This window comes from Cupriavidus sp. IDO (assembly GCF_000812465.1).
Lineage (GTDB): Bacteria > Pseudomonadota > Gammaproteobacteria > Burkholderiales > Burkholderiaceae > Cupriavidus.
In genome coordinates this window covers 36,675-51,121 of sequence record NZ_JWMA01000183.1, presented here as the reverse complement: position 1 = coordinate 51,121, position 14,447 = coordinate 36,675, and the positions used below count along the sequence as shown (strand labels likewise).

Below are 14,447 nucleotides of genomic sequence, written 5' to 3'. Positions count from 1 at the left end.
TTGCGCCGCACTGCTTTCCATACGAGAAGAACAAGGATGTCGAGCTACAGCGCTACGCTGATCTGGTCGGTCGCCGCCCTCACCACGGCGGGCGTACTGCTGCGCCCCTTTCGCCTGCCCGAGCCCTTCTGGGCCGTCGCCGGCGCACTGCTGCTCTGCGTGACCGGCTTGCTGGCGGTGCCCGATGCGCTGGGCGCAGTGGCGCGCGGCGTTGACGTGTACCTGTTCCTGGCGGGGATGATGCTGATCTCCGAACTGGCCCGCAAGACCGGGCTGTTCGACCACGTTGCCGCGCTCGCGGTGCGGCAGGCGCGCGGTTCGGCGCGGCGGCTGTTCCTGCTGGTGTATGGCTTCGGCACACTGGTCACGGCGTTCATGTCCAACGACGCCACGGCGGTTGTGCTGACACCCGCCGTCCTGGCCGCGACCCGGGCGGCGAAGGTGAAGAACCCGCTGCCCTACCTGTACGCCTGCGCCTTTATCGCCAACGCGGCCAGCTTTGTGCTGCCAATCTCAAATCCCGCCAACCTGGTCATCTTCGGCGAGCGCATGCCGCCGCTTGCCGGCTGGCTGGCGCGCTTCGCACTGCCGTCGGCAGTGGCCGTGCTGGCAACGCTGGCCGCGCTCTGGTGGACGCAGCGCCATGCGCTGGCCGAACGGATCGAACATGACGTGCCGGTGCCGCCGCTGTCGCTGCAGGCCTGGCTGACGGCGCTTGGCATCGTGCTGACGGGCGTGGCACTGCTGGTGGCTTCGTTCAACGGCACCGACCTGGGCTGGCCGACCTGCGCCGCCGGCGTAGCAACGCTGCTGCTGGTCTGCGCCACGCGCCGCAGCCTGTTTGTACCGGCCTTGCAGGAGGTCTCATGGGGCGTGCTGCCGATGGTCGCCGGCCTGTTCGTGCTGGTGGCGGCGCTGGAGCAGACCGGGGTGATCGGGCAACTGGCGGCAATGGTGCGGGCGCTGTCGCAGCATCACGGCGTAGGCGCGCTGTGGGGCATCGGGGCCGTGGTAGCGCTGGCCGGCAATATCGCCAATAACCTGCCCGCGGGCCTGATTGCGTCGTCGGCGCTGGCGGCCGGGCATGCCTCGGACGCCGTCGCCGGGGCGGTATTGATCGGTATCGACCTTGGGCCGAACCTGTCGGTGACAGGCTCGCTGGCCACGCTGCTATGGCTCACCGCGCTGCGGCGCGACGGCCATATGATCAGCGCCGGCCAGTTCCTGCGCCTGGGCGCAGTCGTCATGCCGCTGGCCATGCTGCCGGCGCTGGCGGTGCTGCGCTGAACGCAGGCTAGCGCAAACTGTTGGAGCCGCCGCGCGCTTCCAGTGCCGGCTCCCAGCGCAGGCGCGGCGCATTGGCGCGCGACGCGCTGCCATGGTGTTCGACCACGCCGGATTCCACCGTGGCCTGTGGCAACGGCACTGTCGCGACATAGAGCAGCAGCAGGCTGCTGCAGGGAAAAGCAATCGGCGAGATCACTGGCTGGTCCCGGAAAAAATAGCCCCGCGGGGCGGGATCGCCCGATGCGGCTGCGCGCCCGGACGATTCCTTTGCCGGCGTCTTGCTGGTATTGCTGGCGCGCCGGTCATCGCATTATCTGCGCATATCGACGCGACGCCAGGGTCTCTTGAGCCATGTCACAAACAATTCACGGAAGCGCGGCGCGGTGTGCCGTGGCAGGCGCCTGAAGCTGCGCCGCCGGTTGTGACGCCCATGCATCTGCCATATAGTGAAGCCGGCGCACCGTGCCCGTGCGCGGCGCCTCCGGGCATATCTCCCTCCTCCCTCACAGCTGCCATCCATGACGAACAAGGACGCGGCACACCGCGCGAAGCAAACGCCGGCCAGCGACGATCCGGCCCACAGCGTATCGGCCCGCATCCGGTCAAGGCTGCAGGCCGCGCAGGAGCGCTTTCACGCCAACGACAATATTGCCCGCTATATCGAGCCGGGCGAGCTGGACGCGCTGCAGGAAGAAGTCCAGGCGCGGCTCGAAGACGTGCTGCGCGCGCTGGTGATCGACGTGGATCAGGACCACAACACCCAGGAGACCGCACGGCGCGTGGCGAAGATGTACCTGAAGGAAATCTTCGCAGGGCGCTACGCCAAACCGCCGGCCGTCACCGAGTTCCCGAACGTCGAGCAGCTCAACGAGCTGATGATCGTCGGCCCGATGCGCGTGCGCAGCGCCTGCTCCCACCACCTGTGCCCGATCATCGGCAAGCTGTGGGTAGGCGTGATGCCCAACCAGCATTCGAACCTGATCGGCCTGTCCAAGTACGCGCGCCTCGCCGAATGGATCATGTGCCGCCCGCAGATCCAGGAAGAAGCGGTGGCGCAGGTGGCAGACCTGCTGCAGGAGAAGATGAACCCCGACGGGCTTGCCATCGTGATGGAAGCCGAGCATTTCTGCATGCACTGGCGCGGGGTGCGGGATACCGACGCCAAGATGACCAACAGCGTGATGCGCGGCTCGTTCCTGAAGGACGACAGCCTGCGCCGCGAATTCCTGACGCTGCTGAACCTCAACCGCAGCTAAACGCAGCTAAACCTACGCCGCCACGACCATGCTAGTTCGCCTGCTCTATGCCAGCCGCGCCCGCGAGCCGATCGACGCGGCCATGCTCGACGCCATCCTGGCCACCAGTCTCGAACGCAATCCGCGCCATGGCATTACCGGCGTGCTGTGCCACGGCAACGGCATCTTCATGCAGGCGCTCGAAGGCGACCGGCAGGAAGTCTCGCACCTGTACCAGGCCATCACGCGCGACCCGCGCCACCATGACGTGGTGCTGCTGCACTTCGAAGAGATCTGCGGCCGGGATTTCTCCGGCTGGGCGATGGGGCAGGTCAATACCGCCAGGCTCAATACGGCCACGTTGCTGAAGTTCTCGGCGCGCGCCGAACTCGACCCCTACCGTACCTCCGGGCTGGCATCGCTCGCGCTGCTCAAGGAGCTGATCGCCGGCGCCTCGGTGGTCGCGCGCGGGGGCGAGCGCGGCCGGCACTGATCCGTCCGGTCGGGGCGCAAGCCAGCCCCGCCTCCCGCCCGACGTCCCGCTGGACACAGCGGCTTTCGCGCGCCCAATCTTCCTGTTTCCGCCTGAACACTTGCATACAGCCCGTTTCCGCGCTAAGCTCGCGTTCGATTGTATGCAAAAAATGAACACAAAATAGACAGGAGACACGCGACAATGGATCTCGCGCCCCAAATCGTTCCCAATCTGCTCAACGGCCTGGAGTGGTCGGGCTGCGCGCTCGCGATGAGCGGCTCGCTGCTGGTCGCCCTGCACAACAAGGCGTCGCGCTGGGGATGGATTGCCTATCTCTGCTCGAATATCGTCTGGAGCATCTTCGCGCTGGTGACCGGCACCTACGGTCTGTTCGTGCAGCAGCTCGGCTTTACCGCCACCAGCCTCTATGGGCTCTATCGCCACACCACGTATCACCGCCAGCTTGACCGCCAGCACCAGGCAGCGGGCACTGCCGCCGCCTGATCCGGCATTGCGCCACGGTTCCTGTCGTTTCCTTCGTTCCGACGGGCATCCGCGGCGCTAGTCCACTGGGCCGCTAGGCCGCCACCCGGCCAAACAGGCCGCATTCGAGATCGCTCTCGAATTCCTCGACCCATTCCGAACCAGGCCCCGCCTCGTAGGCGCTGGTGGCGTCCGTGGAGACACGGCGCACACTGATGCGACGCGCGGCGGCGCCGTTCACGTCATCCGAGATCTCGAAGTCTTCGGGCCTGAGTCCGACCTGGCTGAAAACCTGCGCGACTTGTTGCTGTTCCTCGGGCGGGAAAAGGGAAAACGGTCTCGTAGCCATGGCATCCTCCGTCAGGTCTTGAGATCGCCGCATGCGCGCAGCGGGAGCGTGCATTGCGCGGGATGCGCAATGCAGAAACCTCGCATGCCGCCGGGACAGCATGTCAGTGCTTGCGCCTGCGGCTGGCGCAGACGCTTCGACCCCCACACTCAAAATTATTGTTGCCGCAATCAGCTCTTGCGCGCGGTTTTCGCCACAAATGGCGTTGGCGCGTGCTGCACGGCCTGGCTGCCGCAGTTCGGGCAGTTCGGGTGTGCGGCAGCATGCTCGGCAAGGTGTTCCGTATGCTCGAACACGTGTCCGCACTTCTCGCAGCGATACTGGTAGACAGGCATGGCATTCCTCCACGCGGTGCGCACGCTTGACCGCATGACCGCATTCCGTCCGGGCGCGGCTGCTGCGTGGCAGATTCATTCTAGGACAGCGGCGCCGCAGCCGTGACATTCGCCACGACATCTTTTTGCACTGCAGCGCCGGCACTGTCCACGCGCAACGCGGTTGCGCATCGATGACGGCAGATCGCGACAGATCATCGAACCGAAGTCGCCAGCCAGGGTGCGATGCCGGCCCGAAGTCCAATCACCTCTGGCCTCTCCCGAATGAAAACGGCAATTCCGACCTGATGCCGCGACGCCCTGATATGAGCCAGGACAACTTCAAGTGCATTTCGGACAACAGCGATGGACCCGCGGACACCCGCCCCTTTATTGTCGCCGCACCTACGCATCCGACCGAGAGCACGTCATGGCCAAAATCAAGCCCTCATTCGCTGCCGAGCACGCGCGACAGTCCGTCCTCGTCACCGCCGAAGCGGAAGCCGCGGCTCTGGGAAGCATCTACCAGGACACCCTCCAGGCGTTCCTGACGAACCCTTCCGCCATGCCCCTGCCGCGCGCTGCGCGCGCGCTGTTCTGGCTGGGCCGCCAGCAGCAGATGCAATCCATCGCGCGCGCCACGTCAGGCGCCTTTCCCGGCATGGACTGGCCGGACCTGCGGCAAGGTGTGGTGGAAGGCCTCGCTGGCGCACACGCACTTGCGCTGCACAAGGCGCTCTGGGACAGCCCGGGACACCACCACATCTATGAACACGACATGGCGTTCCAGATCGCCATGCTGCTGGTGCTGGACTGGCGCGAGCTGGCCGCCTTCGCCCTGCGCAACTGGTTTGCCCGGCACCCGGGACAAGCGGAGCGGCCGGCAGTCAGCGGCATGGCCGGCATGATCCTGGCGGTGGCCGGCTCTGCCCTTGGCGTGCCGGTCGCACGGCCGGTCTTCCAGCGCAACGATGCCCTGCTCGCCCGGGTCGTCGCGCACTGGCAGGATGACGAGGCAGCCATCGCCGATCCGATGCTCCGGCTTGCCGACCGCCACATCCGGCATTCCCGCCACGCCGCCGACAGGAGCCGCATCGACTTCGATCACCCGGTGGAGCAGGCGATGTCCGTCGAACTGCTGATGCTGCTGCGCTTGCGCGGACATCGCGAAATCCCCGCCTGGCTGCTGTCGCATCCGGCCTTCCACCACCCCGCGGCCACCCTGCCGCACGCCGGGGCGCCAGCCCAGTCCGAAAGATGCCGCACATTCCTCGCGCGTGCGAGCGAGGCGCTCCCACGCTTGCGCGCATTCGTCGACGCGCTCGGCGCGCAGGCCAGCGCCTTGCGCCGCCCGGGCCCTGGCACATCGGCCTGGCGATCGCATTGATACGCCACAAGCGGACATCGCAAACGGCTGCCACCACAGGAAATTTCCGCACTCAAGCCGAGTCGACATCTAGCCGAAATACTATTCAACGGCACGCAGAAGATAGCCAGAATTCGGGATTTGTGGTGGCGCATGGCCCAGGGCAATCGGCCCACACCGGTTGCCATTCCCAATTTCCGGAGAGTCTGCGCAATGTCGCTATCTACCAGGCATTCACCGGCCGCCACGGCGCCGGCTGCACCAGTCACTCCCCCGGCTTCTCCCACCCCCCTGCCCGCCCGCGCCGCGCCACGTACCACGGCCCGGACAGCGCATGGCGCGCGCATCCCCACTCAGCAAAAAGGAATCGAGGCATGAACGACCGAGTCATACACGTTGCCGTTGCAGATGATCATCCTCTCGTAGTCGTCGCCCTGCGCGACTGCCTGCAGAGGGCCGGAGGCTTCGAAGTCGTCTGCGAATGCACCAATGGCAGCGAGCTGATCGGCGCGCTCGACCGGCACCCTGCCGACATCGCCATCACCGACTTCTGCATGGGGCACGGCGACGCAGCGCTGGACGGCTTCAACCTGCTCAACCGGCTGGCCCGCCGCCATCCGAAGACCCACATCATCGTCCTCAGCGCGCAGTCCAATGCCGCGATCATCCGGCGCGCGGTGAAGCTCGGCGCGCGCGCGTTCGTCAGCAAGGAGGACGAGCTCGACGAAGCCGTACGGGCCTGCGTGCACGTCACGGTCAGCAACGGCACGTTCTACTCGCCGTCGGTGCGCGCGATCCTGGACACAGCCGCGCTGGCCGAAGCGCCGATGACCGACCTGACGGCGCGCGAGCTTGAGGTGGTGCGGCTCTATGCACAGGGCTTCCAGCTCAACGAGATCGCCACCAAGCTCGGCCGCTCCGTCAGCACCGTTTCCAGCCAGAAGACCGTGGCCATGCGCAAGCTCGGCATGCAGACCAACACCAGCCTGATCCGCTACGCCTACGAGAACGGACTGATCTGAATCCGACCCGAAACACCTCTCCCATGCAGCAGATTCTCGACCAAACGCAGGAGTCGCTGGCCAGTGCCTTTGAATCGCTGGCCGAAAACGCGCGCCGACAGCAACATCTCTACTCGGTAACGATTGCCATCCTGATTGCGATCGTGCTGTTCTCGGGCGCGTTGCTGGCCGGCCTTGCCGCGGACCGGCATCTCGACTACCGGCGCAGCCATGTCACGCAGTATGTCGCGTCGATCTCGCAACTGCTCCAGAACGAATCCTCGTTCCTGCGGCGCGCCCTGCTGACGGTTCGCTACTATCGCCAGTCGCCTCACATCAACCCGTTCAGCGACGCGGCAATCCGGCAGTTCGCCTCGACCGGCGCACTCACGGTCCCGATGGACGAGGTGGGGAAAGCCTACCAGCTGCTCGCATCCGAGGGCGCGCGCCGCGCCTGGGCCGCGACGCTGCCGTCCCGCCTCACGCGGCTCAGACAGATCGCACTGGGTGTGATGGCCACGCAGGAGGCCTTCCGGCTCGATCACTGCGCCTATGCCGTTTCACTGGAAGAAGACACCGGGATCATCCTCTCCGGACTGGCCCAGGACTGCCGCATGGCCGCGGAGCCCGGTGTTGTCACTGCCTTGCGCAGCAGCCTTGTGCAGGCCGTCAGGAACCACACCGGCCATCGGGTGCCTGGCCGGGACGAACAGGTTTGGGTCGGCCCTACCCGCGATCCGCTGACCGGCGCCAAAGTCATGATTGCCGTAAGCGCCGCCTACGCGGGCGACAAGCCGGCCATGCTGGTAGCCGCCAGCATTCCCGCCGGCGATTTCCTGGCCCAACTCAGCCGTCCCAGCGAACCCGCGCTGCTGACACTGCTCAACGAAAGCGGCGAAGTCATCGACATCTCCCCGCAAGCCGGCCCGGTACCGCCCGACGCCGTGGCAAGCCTGCTGCCACGCGCCAGGTCTGTCTCGCGCGACACGCTGCACTACACCCGCAATGGCGTACTGCTGGTGCAATCACTGAGACCGGAGTTCGGCGCGCTGGTCTACTACCTGCCCTATCACATGCTGGTCACGGCGCTGGCACCGGACCTGGCCGTGATTTTCGGAGTCGGACTGCTGCTGATCGCCGCCATCGTCCTGACCGCCCGCTACTGGAACGGCAGGCTGCTGCGCCGTACGCACGCCGACGCTTCGCGCGCGCTGGAGAGCGAGATGATGAACCACATCCTGGTCAGCGCCACGCCGATCGGACTGTGCATCGTGCGCCAGCGCGACCACCTGATACTGACCGCCAACCGCCATGCCGATGCATTGCTCGGGCTGCACGGCAGGGATGTCCTGCCGCCGCCCGCGAGGGAAGCGTTCGCGCAGCAGCCCGCGCATACCGGCAATGGCCAGTTTGCGTCGATCGCGCGATTCACGATTCCTGCGCCGCCGGGCACCGCTGACGGCGAACCGTCGCCGGACCAGGAAGGCGGCCCGTCGCAGCGTTTCCTGCAGATCACCTACGCGCCGGCCAGCTATCGCGACGACAAGGTATTGTTCTGCGCCGTCCAGGATTTCACCGCGCAGCAGGCGCTGGAGCAGCAGTTGCGTTCCGCGCAGCAGGCCACCGAAGCGATGATGCGGGTGCGCTCCAACTTCTTCGCGGCAATGAGCCACGAGATCCGCACGCCGATGAACGCACTGCTGGGAAACCTGGAGCTGCTGGCACGCAGCCCCGGACTCGAAGCCCACGCCGCGCGCCTGCGCGCGCTCGACGTAGCGGCGGAAGGCCTGCGGCGCATCGTCGACGACATCCTGGATTTCTCCAAGATCGATGCCGGCAAGCTGCAGCTGGTCAACGCGCCGTTCCGGCCGGTCGACGCGCTCGAGAGCCTCGCGCTGACCTATGCGCCGATGGTGGCGGCACGGCCGATCCGCTTCCACCTGCACCTGTCTCCGACCCTGGATGTGGAGATTTCCGGCGACCGCGCACGCCTGATGCAGGTGGTCAACAACCTGCTCAACAACGCCTTCAAGTTCACCGCCAGCGGCCGGATCACGCTCAGCGCGGAGATCACGCCGGATGCGCAGGGCAGGCACATGCTGACCTGTCGCGTCAGCGATTCCGGGATCGGCATGCGTGCCTCGCTGGTCGCACGCATCTTCCAGCCCTTCGTGAAAGGCGATGCCGTCACGACCAGCCGCTATGGCGGCACCGGCCTCGGCCTGTCGATCTGCGCGCGGCTCTGTGAACTCATGGGCGGCGGCATTTCCGCGGAAAGCGTCCATGGCGTGGGCAGCGCCTTCACCATCTCGATTCCGGTCGAGCCGGCCACCCTGCCGGTGAAGGAAGCCGTGCCCGACACAGGCCATCGCGCCAGCGTGATGGTGCTCTGCCAGGACGCGAAATCCGGCGAGTACCTCAAGGCGTGGCTGACCGCGGCAGGCTGGCGTGCGAATGTGCTGGGCTCGCTGGCGGCCGCGCAGGAGTACCTGCGCTTCAACCTGCCGCATTTCATCGTCGCCACGGATGAGTATGAGTTGGGCACGCTCGAAGCACTGCGCGAACTGCGTCCCGTCACCGTCGTCTGGGTCACCCTTGACGGTCCGCATCGTCCGCAATGGCGCGCGGAGGGCATTCTCGAAATCACCGAATTCAGCCACAGCGCCCTGCTGGCCTGTGTCAGGACCTCGCTCGATGGCGCATGCACCGGCACACTGCCTGCCGGCGCGGTACGTCATGAGGCGGCGGCCGAAGAGTCCACGGCTTCCGCGCGCACGGACGTCAGGCTCAGGGTCCTCGTGGCCGAAGACAACCCGCTGAACCAGACCCTGATCACCGAGCAGCTCCAGACCCTGGGATGCCAGCCTGTCGTGGTGGGCAATGGCAAGCAGGCGCTATCGATCCTTGAGACCGCACACATCGACGTGGTGCTTACCGACATCCATATGCCCGTGATGAACGGCTATGCGTTGCTGGAGGTCTTGCGCGAAACGCACCCCGGGCTGCCGGTACTCGCCTTCAGCGCGATCACGCGCAATGAGCAGGCGGAAGACTGGCAACGGCGCGGCTTCGCCGGCCACGTCGCCAAGCCCGCCTCGCTGAATGACCTCGAGCTGGCCCTGCGGGCCATCCGGATCCCGCAAACCGACGCCAGCGACACCGCACCCGCGCCGGATCGTGCCGACGGCACGGCGTCGGCCGACCGTGCCCGCTATGACGGCATCCTGCGCAAGCAGTTGCAGACCGACCTGCCGGAGCTGGAGGCCATTTTCGCGCGGCAGGATGTGGAGGCGCTGCGCGCCTGGACGCATCGGTGCGCCGGCGCACTGGTGATCGTGCAGCAACCGGACCTGCTGGCGCGATGCCGCGAACTGGAGCACCTCTGCGAGGCCGGGCAGCCGTGGACATCGGCCATCGGGCAAGCCGGCAAGGCGTTCCACGACCGCGCGCGCGCGTACGCGCCGGAAGACCAGGCGCAGGCCTGATACCGGCGGCAGGCCATCTGCCTTACCACAATTGGCGGATTTGCGGGCGCCGCCACGCGGGACGATAATGGCGACGCCGCGCCCTGGCTTTCAGGGCGCGGCATTGTCGTTAATGTATCCCCCATGCAGCCACATCAAGGCCTTCCCCAGCCCCAGCGCACCTGGGCGATTCTCACGGTTTTCTGCGGCCTGATCATGGCCGTGCTGGACGGCTCCATCGCCAATATCGCGCTGCCATCGATCTCGCGCCAGCTCGGCGCCGAGCCGGCCAGCACGATCTGGGTGGTGAATGCGTACCAGCTCACCGTCACCGTCTGCCTGCTGCCGCTGTCCTCGCTGGGCGACATCCTCGGCTACAAGCGTGTCTACCGCGCCGGCCTGGCGACCTTCCTGGTCGGTTCCCTGCTATGTGCGCTGTCCGTCAACCTGCCGATGCTGGTGGCGGCACGCGTGCTGCAGGGCATTGGCGGCGCGGGCATCATGAGCGTCAATACCGCGCTGGTGCGCTTTATCTATCCGCCGACCCGGCTGGGCCGCGGCATCGGCCTGAATGCGCTGGTCGTCGGTGTGACCATTGCCGTGGGCCCCTCGCTGGGCGCGCTGATCCTGGCGCTGGCAAGCTGGCAATGGCTGTTCGCGGTCAACGTGCCGGTGGCGATCTTTGCGCTGGCGCTCAGCCGCAGCGCATTGCCCGAGACTCCGCCGCAACCACGCGACTTTGACTATCCGAGCGCCGCGCTGTCGGCCGTGGTGTTCGGGCTGTTCATCCTGAGCGTCGATGGCATGGGCCACGCCGGCATGCGGGCAGCGGGCGTGGCCGGCCTTGCCGGCGCCGTCGTGCTGGGCTGGCTGCTGGTGCGTCGCCAGCACGGCCGCACCGCGCCGCTGGTGCCGGTGGACCTGTTTGCGAGCCGGGCCTTTACGCTGGCGGTGGGCACATCGTTCTGCTCGTTCATGACGCAGATGCTGGCCTTCATCGCGCTGCCCTTCTACCTTGAATACCAGCTCGGCCGCTCGCTGCAGGAGACCGGCCTGCTGATCACGCCCTGGCCGCTGATGGTGGCGGTCATGGCCGCGGTATCCGGCCGGCTGTCGGACCGCTACCCCGCCAGCATCCTGGCGGGCATCGGGCTGGCACTGCTGGCCAGCGGGCTGCTCGGCCTGGCGCTGCTCGGGCGCGATGCGGCCAGCCTGGACATTGCGTGGCGCATGGCAATGTGCGGGCTGGGCTTCGGGCTGTTCCAGTCGCCCAACAACCGCGCCATGATCGGCGCAACGCCGCCTGAGCGCAGCGGCGGCGCAAGCGGGGCACAGGCAACCACCCGCCTGCTGGGCCAGACCACGGGTACGGCCGTGGTGGCCCTGCTGTTCAGCCTGGACCAGACCGGCGCGGCACGCATTGCGCTCTATGTCGCCATGACCATGGCAACGCTGGGAGCCGTCATCAGCCTGAGCCGCCTGCGGGACGGCAGCAGCGCCAGGCAGGCGGCAGGCGCCGTCGAGCCCGACGCCTGATCCACGGTATCATCACTCCGCCTTCGCCCCCGATTCCTTCACCACCCTCGCCCATTTGGTGATCTCGGCGCGCTGGTAGGTGGCGAGCTTCTCCGGCGAGCCGAGGATCGGATCGAGCCCCAGCGTCTTCAGTTTCGCCTGCACGTCGGGCAGCTGATAGATGCGGTTGAACTCTGCATTCAGCCTGGCCACGACTTCCCTGGGCGTATTCGCCGGCGCGAAGATGGCGAACCAGGAATCAGCCTCGAATCCGGGCAGCCCTTGCTCCGCCAGCGTCGGGATATCCGGCGCCGACGCCGAACGCTTTGCGCTGGTGATGCCCAGCGCGCGTAGCTTGCCTTCGCGCACGACCGGCAGCGCCGACGGCAGGTTGTCGAACATCATGGTGATGTGGCCGCCCAGCAGGTCGGGAATCGCCATGGCCCGGCCCTTGTACGGGACATGCGTGATCCTGACGCCCGCCATCGAATTGAACATCTCGCCGGCCACATGCGGCGAGGTGCCGATGCCCGGCGTGCCAAACGTCAGCGTGCCGGGCTTCGCCTTGGCCAGCGCGATCAGTTCGGCCACGTTCTTCGCCGGCACCTCGGGATTGACCACCAGCACATTCGGCGTCGATGCGATCAGGATCACCGGCGCGAAATCCTTGACCATGTCGTACGGCATCTTGCTGTACAGCGAGCCGTTGATCGAATGCGTGCCGACCGTGCCCAGCGCCAGCGTATAACCATCCGCCGGGGCGTGCGCCACGGCCTCCGCGCCGATATTGCCGCCGGCGCCGGGCTTGTTGTCCACCACGACCGGCTGGCCCCACGACGGCGAGATCTTCTCCGACACAAGCCGCGCCAGCGTATCGGGCGCACCGCCGCTGGGGAAGCCGACCACCATCCGGATCGGCTTGGACGGATAAGCCTGCGCCTGCGCCAGCGGCGCGGCAAAAGCAGTGGCAACGGCGAGGGCCGCCGCGGCAAGGGAACTGACACGCATGGGTTGTCTCCTGGAAGGCCGGCGGCTGCGTGGCCGCCGGCTCTCTGGTCACTGCGTTGTACAGCCTGGGGATGGCACACCGCCACCCGCTATCGGGACAGCCTAGACGACGATGCCGCCGAACTCCTGCATCACCTTGTCATGCAGACGCCGCATGCCGCGCAGCCAGCGGTCATAGTCCTGCCCCTTGCGCTGATAGTACTCGAGCACCTCGGGATGCGGCAGGATCAGGAAGCGCTCGTCGGCCACGCCCTCCAGCGTCACCGCGGCAACATGCCCGGCAGTGACCGACCCCTCTTGCAGGAAGCCCTTGCGTTCACCCTTCTCGCCGAAAAGCATATTGGTCTGCACGCCTTGCGGACAGATGCAGCTGACCTTGATGCCGCGATCGCCATAGGTGATCGACAGCCATTCGGCAAACCCGATCGCCGCATGCTTGGTCACCGCGTACGGCGCCGAGCCGATCTGCGACAGCAGGCCCGCCGCCGACACCGTGTTGACGAAGTAGCCGTCGCCGCGCTCCAGCATCTGCGGCAGCACGGCGCGCGCAGCGTGGATATGGGCCATCACGTTGATTTCCCAGATGCGTTGCCACTCGTCGGCGCTCGCGTCCAGGCCCTTGCGCAGGATGATGCCGGCGTTCGAGCAGAACACGTCGACCTGGCCAAAGCGCCGCGTCGCTTCGTCGGCCAGGCCCTGCACCGCCGCGGCGTCCGCCACGTCTACCTGGTGGGCGAATACCTCGCAGCCGGGGGTGGCTGCCTGGACCTCGGCCGCAACCGTCGCCGCGCCGGAGGCATTGAGATCGGCCACCGCCACGCCACGCGCGCCGGCTTGCGCAAATGCCAGCGCCAGGGCCCGGCCGATACCGGTCGCGGCGCCGGTTACCACTACGGTCTTGTTGCGGATATCCATCTTGTCTCCTCCTGCTAGGTCGCTAAGTCTCAGCTCAAAAGTGTTCGCCTTCATCCGGCCGCGTTGCCGCCGCGCGCCTGCCACAGCCGGTTCTGCAATGTCTCGGCCAGTTCGCGGATGCGCGGGCCGAGGTTGCCTTCCAGTATTTCCGGCGACAGCCGCGTGGAAGCGCCGCCGATGTTCAGGGCCAGCACCTCGCTGGTGCCCTCCAGCCGGACCGGCGCCGCGGCGCCGCTGACGGTGCGGTCCCACTCGGCATGCGCCAGGCAGAAGCCACGGCGGCCATGGTCGCGCAGGGAACGCTCGATCTTCGTCCGGATGCCGGGCCAGCGCGGCCCGTAGTGGTGTTCCAGCTCGCCCAGCGCGGCCTCGCGCCGCGGCACATCCAGCCCCGCCAGCCATGCGCGGCCGATGGCCGACGTGGCCATCGGCAGGCGCGCGCCCGGTGCGAGCCGGATCACCAGCGCGCCGCGTGGCTGGCATGACTCCAGGTAGACCATGGCATGACGGTCCGGCATGGCCAGCGCGACCGTGCAGTCGGTCGCAAAGGCGAGCGACTGCATCAGCGGCTGCGCGATATCGCGGATGCCCGCGCCGGACACATAGCGATGCCCGAGCACCATGGCGCCCTGCCCCAGCCGGTACTTCTCCAGCGACTCGATATAGGTCAGGTAGCCCAGCGTGGACAGCGTGTAGGTCAGGCGCGACACCGTCGGCCGCGGAATGCCCGTGCGGCGCGACAACTCGGCATTGCCGAGATAGTCGTCGTGCGGGCCGAACGCGCGCAGCAATTCCATGCCGCGGGCCAGTGCAGTCACGAAGTTGCGGTCTTCGGCCGCGTCTGCGACGGCCTGGCAGCCGGACGGGCGCGCGGCGTGCGCGGCATCCGGGGGCGGCGCGGGAATGGAAATGGTGCGCTTCATCTGGGCGAGTGTCCTGTCAGGACACTTCATAGCAGCTTCACCGCGGCCGCAGGGGGCTATGTAGGGAAATCATGTGCGCGAGAGACGGCGCTTATGGATACGAATCAGCAGG

The 14,447-nt window shown here is 67.0% G+C and carries 14 protein-coding genes; 8 read left to right on the top strand and 6 right to left on the bottom strand.

Translation table 11 applies throughout. From position 1 onward, the window contains the following. Positions 1–36: 36 nt before the first annotated feature. Positions 37–1,287 (top strand): arsenic transporter, encoded by a 1,251-nt coding sequence (locus RM96_RS33275; protein ID WP_039016012.1) that lies wholly within the window; start codon positions 37–39, stop codon positions 1,285–1,287. Positions 1,288–1,294: 7 nt separating this feature from the next. Here RM96_RS33275 and RM96_RS33270 read toward each other — a convergent pair whose 3' ends face one another. Then, entirely contained in the window at positions 1,295–1,483 is a 189-nt protein-coding gene (locus RM96_RS33270) for an arsenite efflux pump ArsB (protein WP_238587497.1), read from the bottom strand. Positions 1,484–1,805: 322 nt separating this feature from the next. On the opposite strand from RM96_RS33270, the gene folE reads away from it, so the two are divergent. The 3 genes from folE (at position 1,806) to RM96_RS33255 (ending at position 3,501) form a co-directional block, all read left to right on the top strand. Beyond that, positions 1,806–2,543, top strand: a complete 738-nt coding sequence (gene folE / locus RM96_RS33265; protein WP_039016011.1) for a GTP cyclohydrolase I — start codon at positions 1,806–1,808, stop codon at positions 2,541–2,543. Positions 2,544–2,571: 28 nt separating this feature from the next. Further along, the gene (locus tag RM96_RS33260) at positions 2,572–3,015 is read left to right on the top strand and encodes a BLUF domain-containing protein (protein WP_039016010.1); all 444 of its coding nucleotides are present in this window, start codon (positions 2,572–2,574) and stop codon (positions 3,013–3,015) included. Positions 3,016–3,198: 183 nt separating this feature from the next. After that, positions 3,199–3,501: a nicotinamide mononucleotide transporter gene (locus RM96_RS33255; RefSeq protein WP_039016009.1), complete on the top strand. Its 303-nt coding sequence runs from the start codon at positions 3,199–3,201 to the stop codon at positions 3,499–3,501. A gap of 73 nt (positions 3,502–3,574) precedes the next feature. Here the strand turns inward: RM96_RS33255 and RM96_RS33250 are convergent, their stop codons facing one another. Both RM96_RS33250 and RM96_RS33245 read right to left on the bottom strand, forming a co-directional pair. Further along, the gene (locus RM96_RS33250; protein ID WP_039016055.1) at positions 3,575–3,829 is read right to left on the bottom strand and encodes a hypothetical protein; all 255 of its coding nucleotides are present in this window, start codon (positions 3,827–3,829) and stop codon (positions 3,575–3,577) included. Positions 3,830–3,999: 170 nt separating this feature from the next. Continuing rightward, positions 4,000–4,164, bottom strand: a complete 165-nt coding sequence (locus RM96_RS33245; RefSeq protein ID WP_039016008.1) for an FmdB family zinc ribbon protein — start codon at positions 4,162–4,164, stop codon at positions 4,000–4,002. A gap of 409 nt (positions 4,165–4,573) precedes the next feature. Here RM96_RS33245 and RM96_RS33240 point away from each other — a divergent pair, with 409 nt between their 5' ends. From RM96_RS33240 to RM96_RS33225, 4 genes are all read left to right on the top strand, one after another. Further along, on the top strand, positions 4,574–5,530 hold the full coding sequence (locus tag RM96_RS33240; RefSeq protein ID WP_052279897.1) for a hypothetical protein: 957 nt from the start codon (positions 4,574–4,576) through the stop codon (positions 5,528–5,530). Positions 5,531–5,883: 353 nt separating this feature from the next. Then, complete coding sequence (locus RM96_RS33235) at positions 5,884–6,531, top strand: response regulator transcription factor (protein ID WP_039016007.1); 648 nt, start codon at positions 5,884–5,886, stop codon at positions 6,529–6,531. A 23-nt stretch (positions 6,532–6,554) separates the two neighbouring features. Then, positions 6,555–9,995: an ATP-binding protein gene (locus tag RM96_RS33230; protein WP_039016006.1), complete on the top strand. Its 3,441-nt coding sequence runs from the start codon at positions 6,555–6,557 to the stop codon at positions 9,993–9,995. A 123-nt stretch (positions 9,996–10,118) separates the two neighbouring features. Further along, complete coding sequence (locus RM96_RS33225; RefSeq protein ID WP_039016005.1) at positions 10,119–11,510, top strand: MFS transporter; 1,392 nt, start codon at positions 10,119–10,121, stop codon at positions 11,508–11,510. A 12-nt stretch (positions 11,511–11,522) separates the two neighbouring features. Here the strand turns inward: RM96_RS33225 and RM96_RS33220 are convergent, their stop codons facing one another. The 3 genes from RM96_RS33220 to RM96_RS33210 form a co-directional block, all read right to left on the bottom strand. Then, on the bottom strand, positions 11,523–12,497 hold the full coding sequence (locus RM96_RS33220; RefSeq protein ID WP_039016004.1) for a Bug family tripartite tricarboxylate transporter substrate binding protein: 975 nt from the start codon (positions 12,495–12,497) through the stop codon (positions 11,523–11,525). 102 nt (positions 12,498–12,599) lie between these two features. Then, positions 12,600–13,412 (bottom strand): SDR family oxidoreductase, encoded by an 813-nt coding sequence (locus RM96_RS33215; protein WP_039016003.1) that lies wholly within the window; start codon positions 13,410–13,412, stop codon positions 12,600–12,602. A gap of 50 nt (positions 13,413–13,462) precedes the next feature. Then, positions 13,463–14,335 (bottom strand): IclR family transcriptional regulator, encoded by an 873-nt coding sequence (locus RM96_RS33210; RefSeq protein WP_039016002.1) that lies wholly within the window; start codon positions 14,333–14,335, stop codon positions 13,463–13,465. Positions 14,336–14,447 lie beyond the last annotated feature (112 nt).

Coding starts and splice junctions, on each gene's coding strand:
- RM96_RS33260 (WP_039016010.1), top strand. CDS start 2,572: ATGCTAGTTCGCCTGCTCTATGCCAGCCGCGCCCGCGAGCCGATCGAC.
- RM96_RS33250 (WP_039016055.1), bottom strand. CDS start 3,829: ATGGCTACGAGACCGTTTTCCCTTTTCCCGCCCGAGGAACAGCAACAA.
- RM96_RS33275 (WP_039016012.1), top strand. CDS start 37: ATGTCGAGCTACAGCGCTACGCTGATCTGGTCGGTCGCCGCCCTCACC.
- RM96_RS33210 (WP_039016002.1), bottom strand. CDS start 14,335: ATGAAGCGCACCATTTCCATTCCCGCGCCGCCCCCGGATGCCGCGCAC.
- RM96_RS33235 (WP_039016007.1), top strand. CDS start 5,884: ATGAACGACCGAGTCATACACGTTGCCGTTGCAGATGATCATCCTCTC.
- RM96_RS33220 (WP_039016004.1), bottom strand. CDS start 12,497: ATGCGTGTCAGTTCCCTTGCCGCGGCGGCCCTCGCCGTTGCCACTGCT.
- RM96_RS33225 (WP_039016005.1), top strand. CDS start 10,119: ATGCAGCCACATCAAGGCCTTCCCCAGCCCCAGCGCACCTGGGCGATT.
- RM96_RS33240 (WP_052279897.1), top strand. CDS start 4,574: ATGGCCAAAATCAAGCCCTCATTCGCTGCCGAGCACGCGCGACAGTCC.
- RM96_RS33230 (WP_039016006.1), top strand. CDS start 6,555: ATGCAGCAGATTCTCGACCAAACGCAGGAGTCGCTGGCCAGTGCCTTT.
- RM96_RS33245 (WP_039016008.1), bottom strand. CDS start 4,164: ATGCCTGTCTACCAGTATCGCTGCGAGAAGTGCGGACACGTGTTCGAG.
- folE (WP_039016011.1), top strand. CDS start 1,806: ATGACGAACAAGGACGCGGCACACCGCGCGAAGCAAACGCCGGCCAGC.
- RM96_RS33215 (WP_039016003.1), bottom strand. CDS start 13,412: ATGGATATCCGCAACAAGACCGTAGTGGTAACCGGCGCCGCGACCGGT.
- RM96_RS33255 (WP_039016009.1), top strand. CDS start 3,199: ATGGATCTCGCGCCCCAAATCGTTCCCAATCTGCTCAACGGCCTGGAG.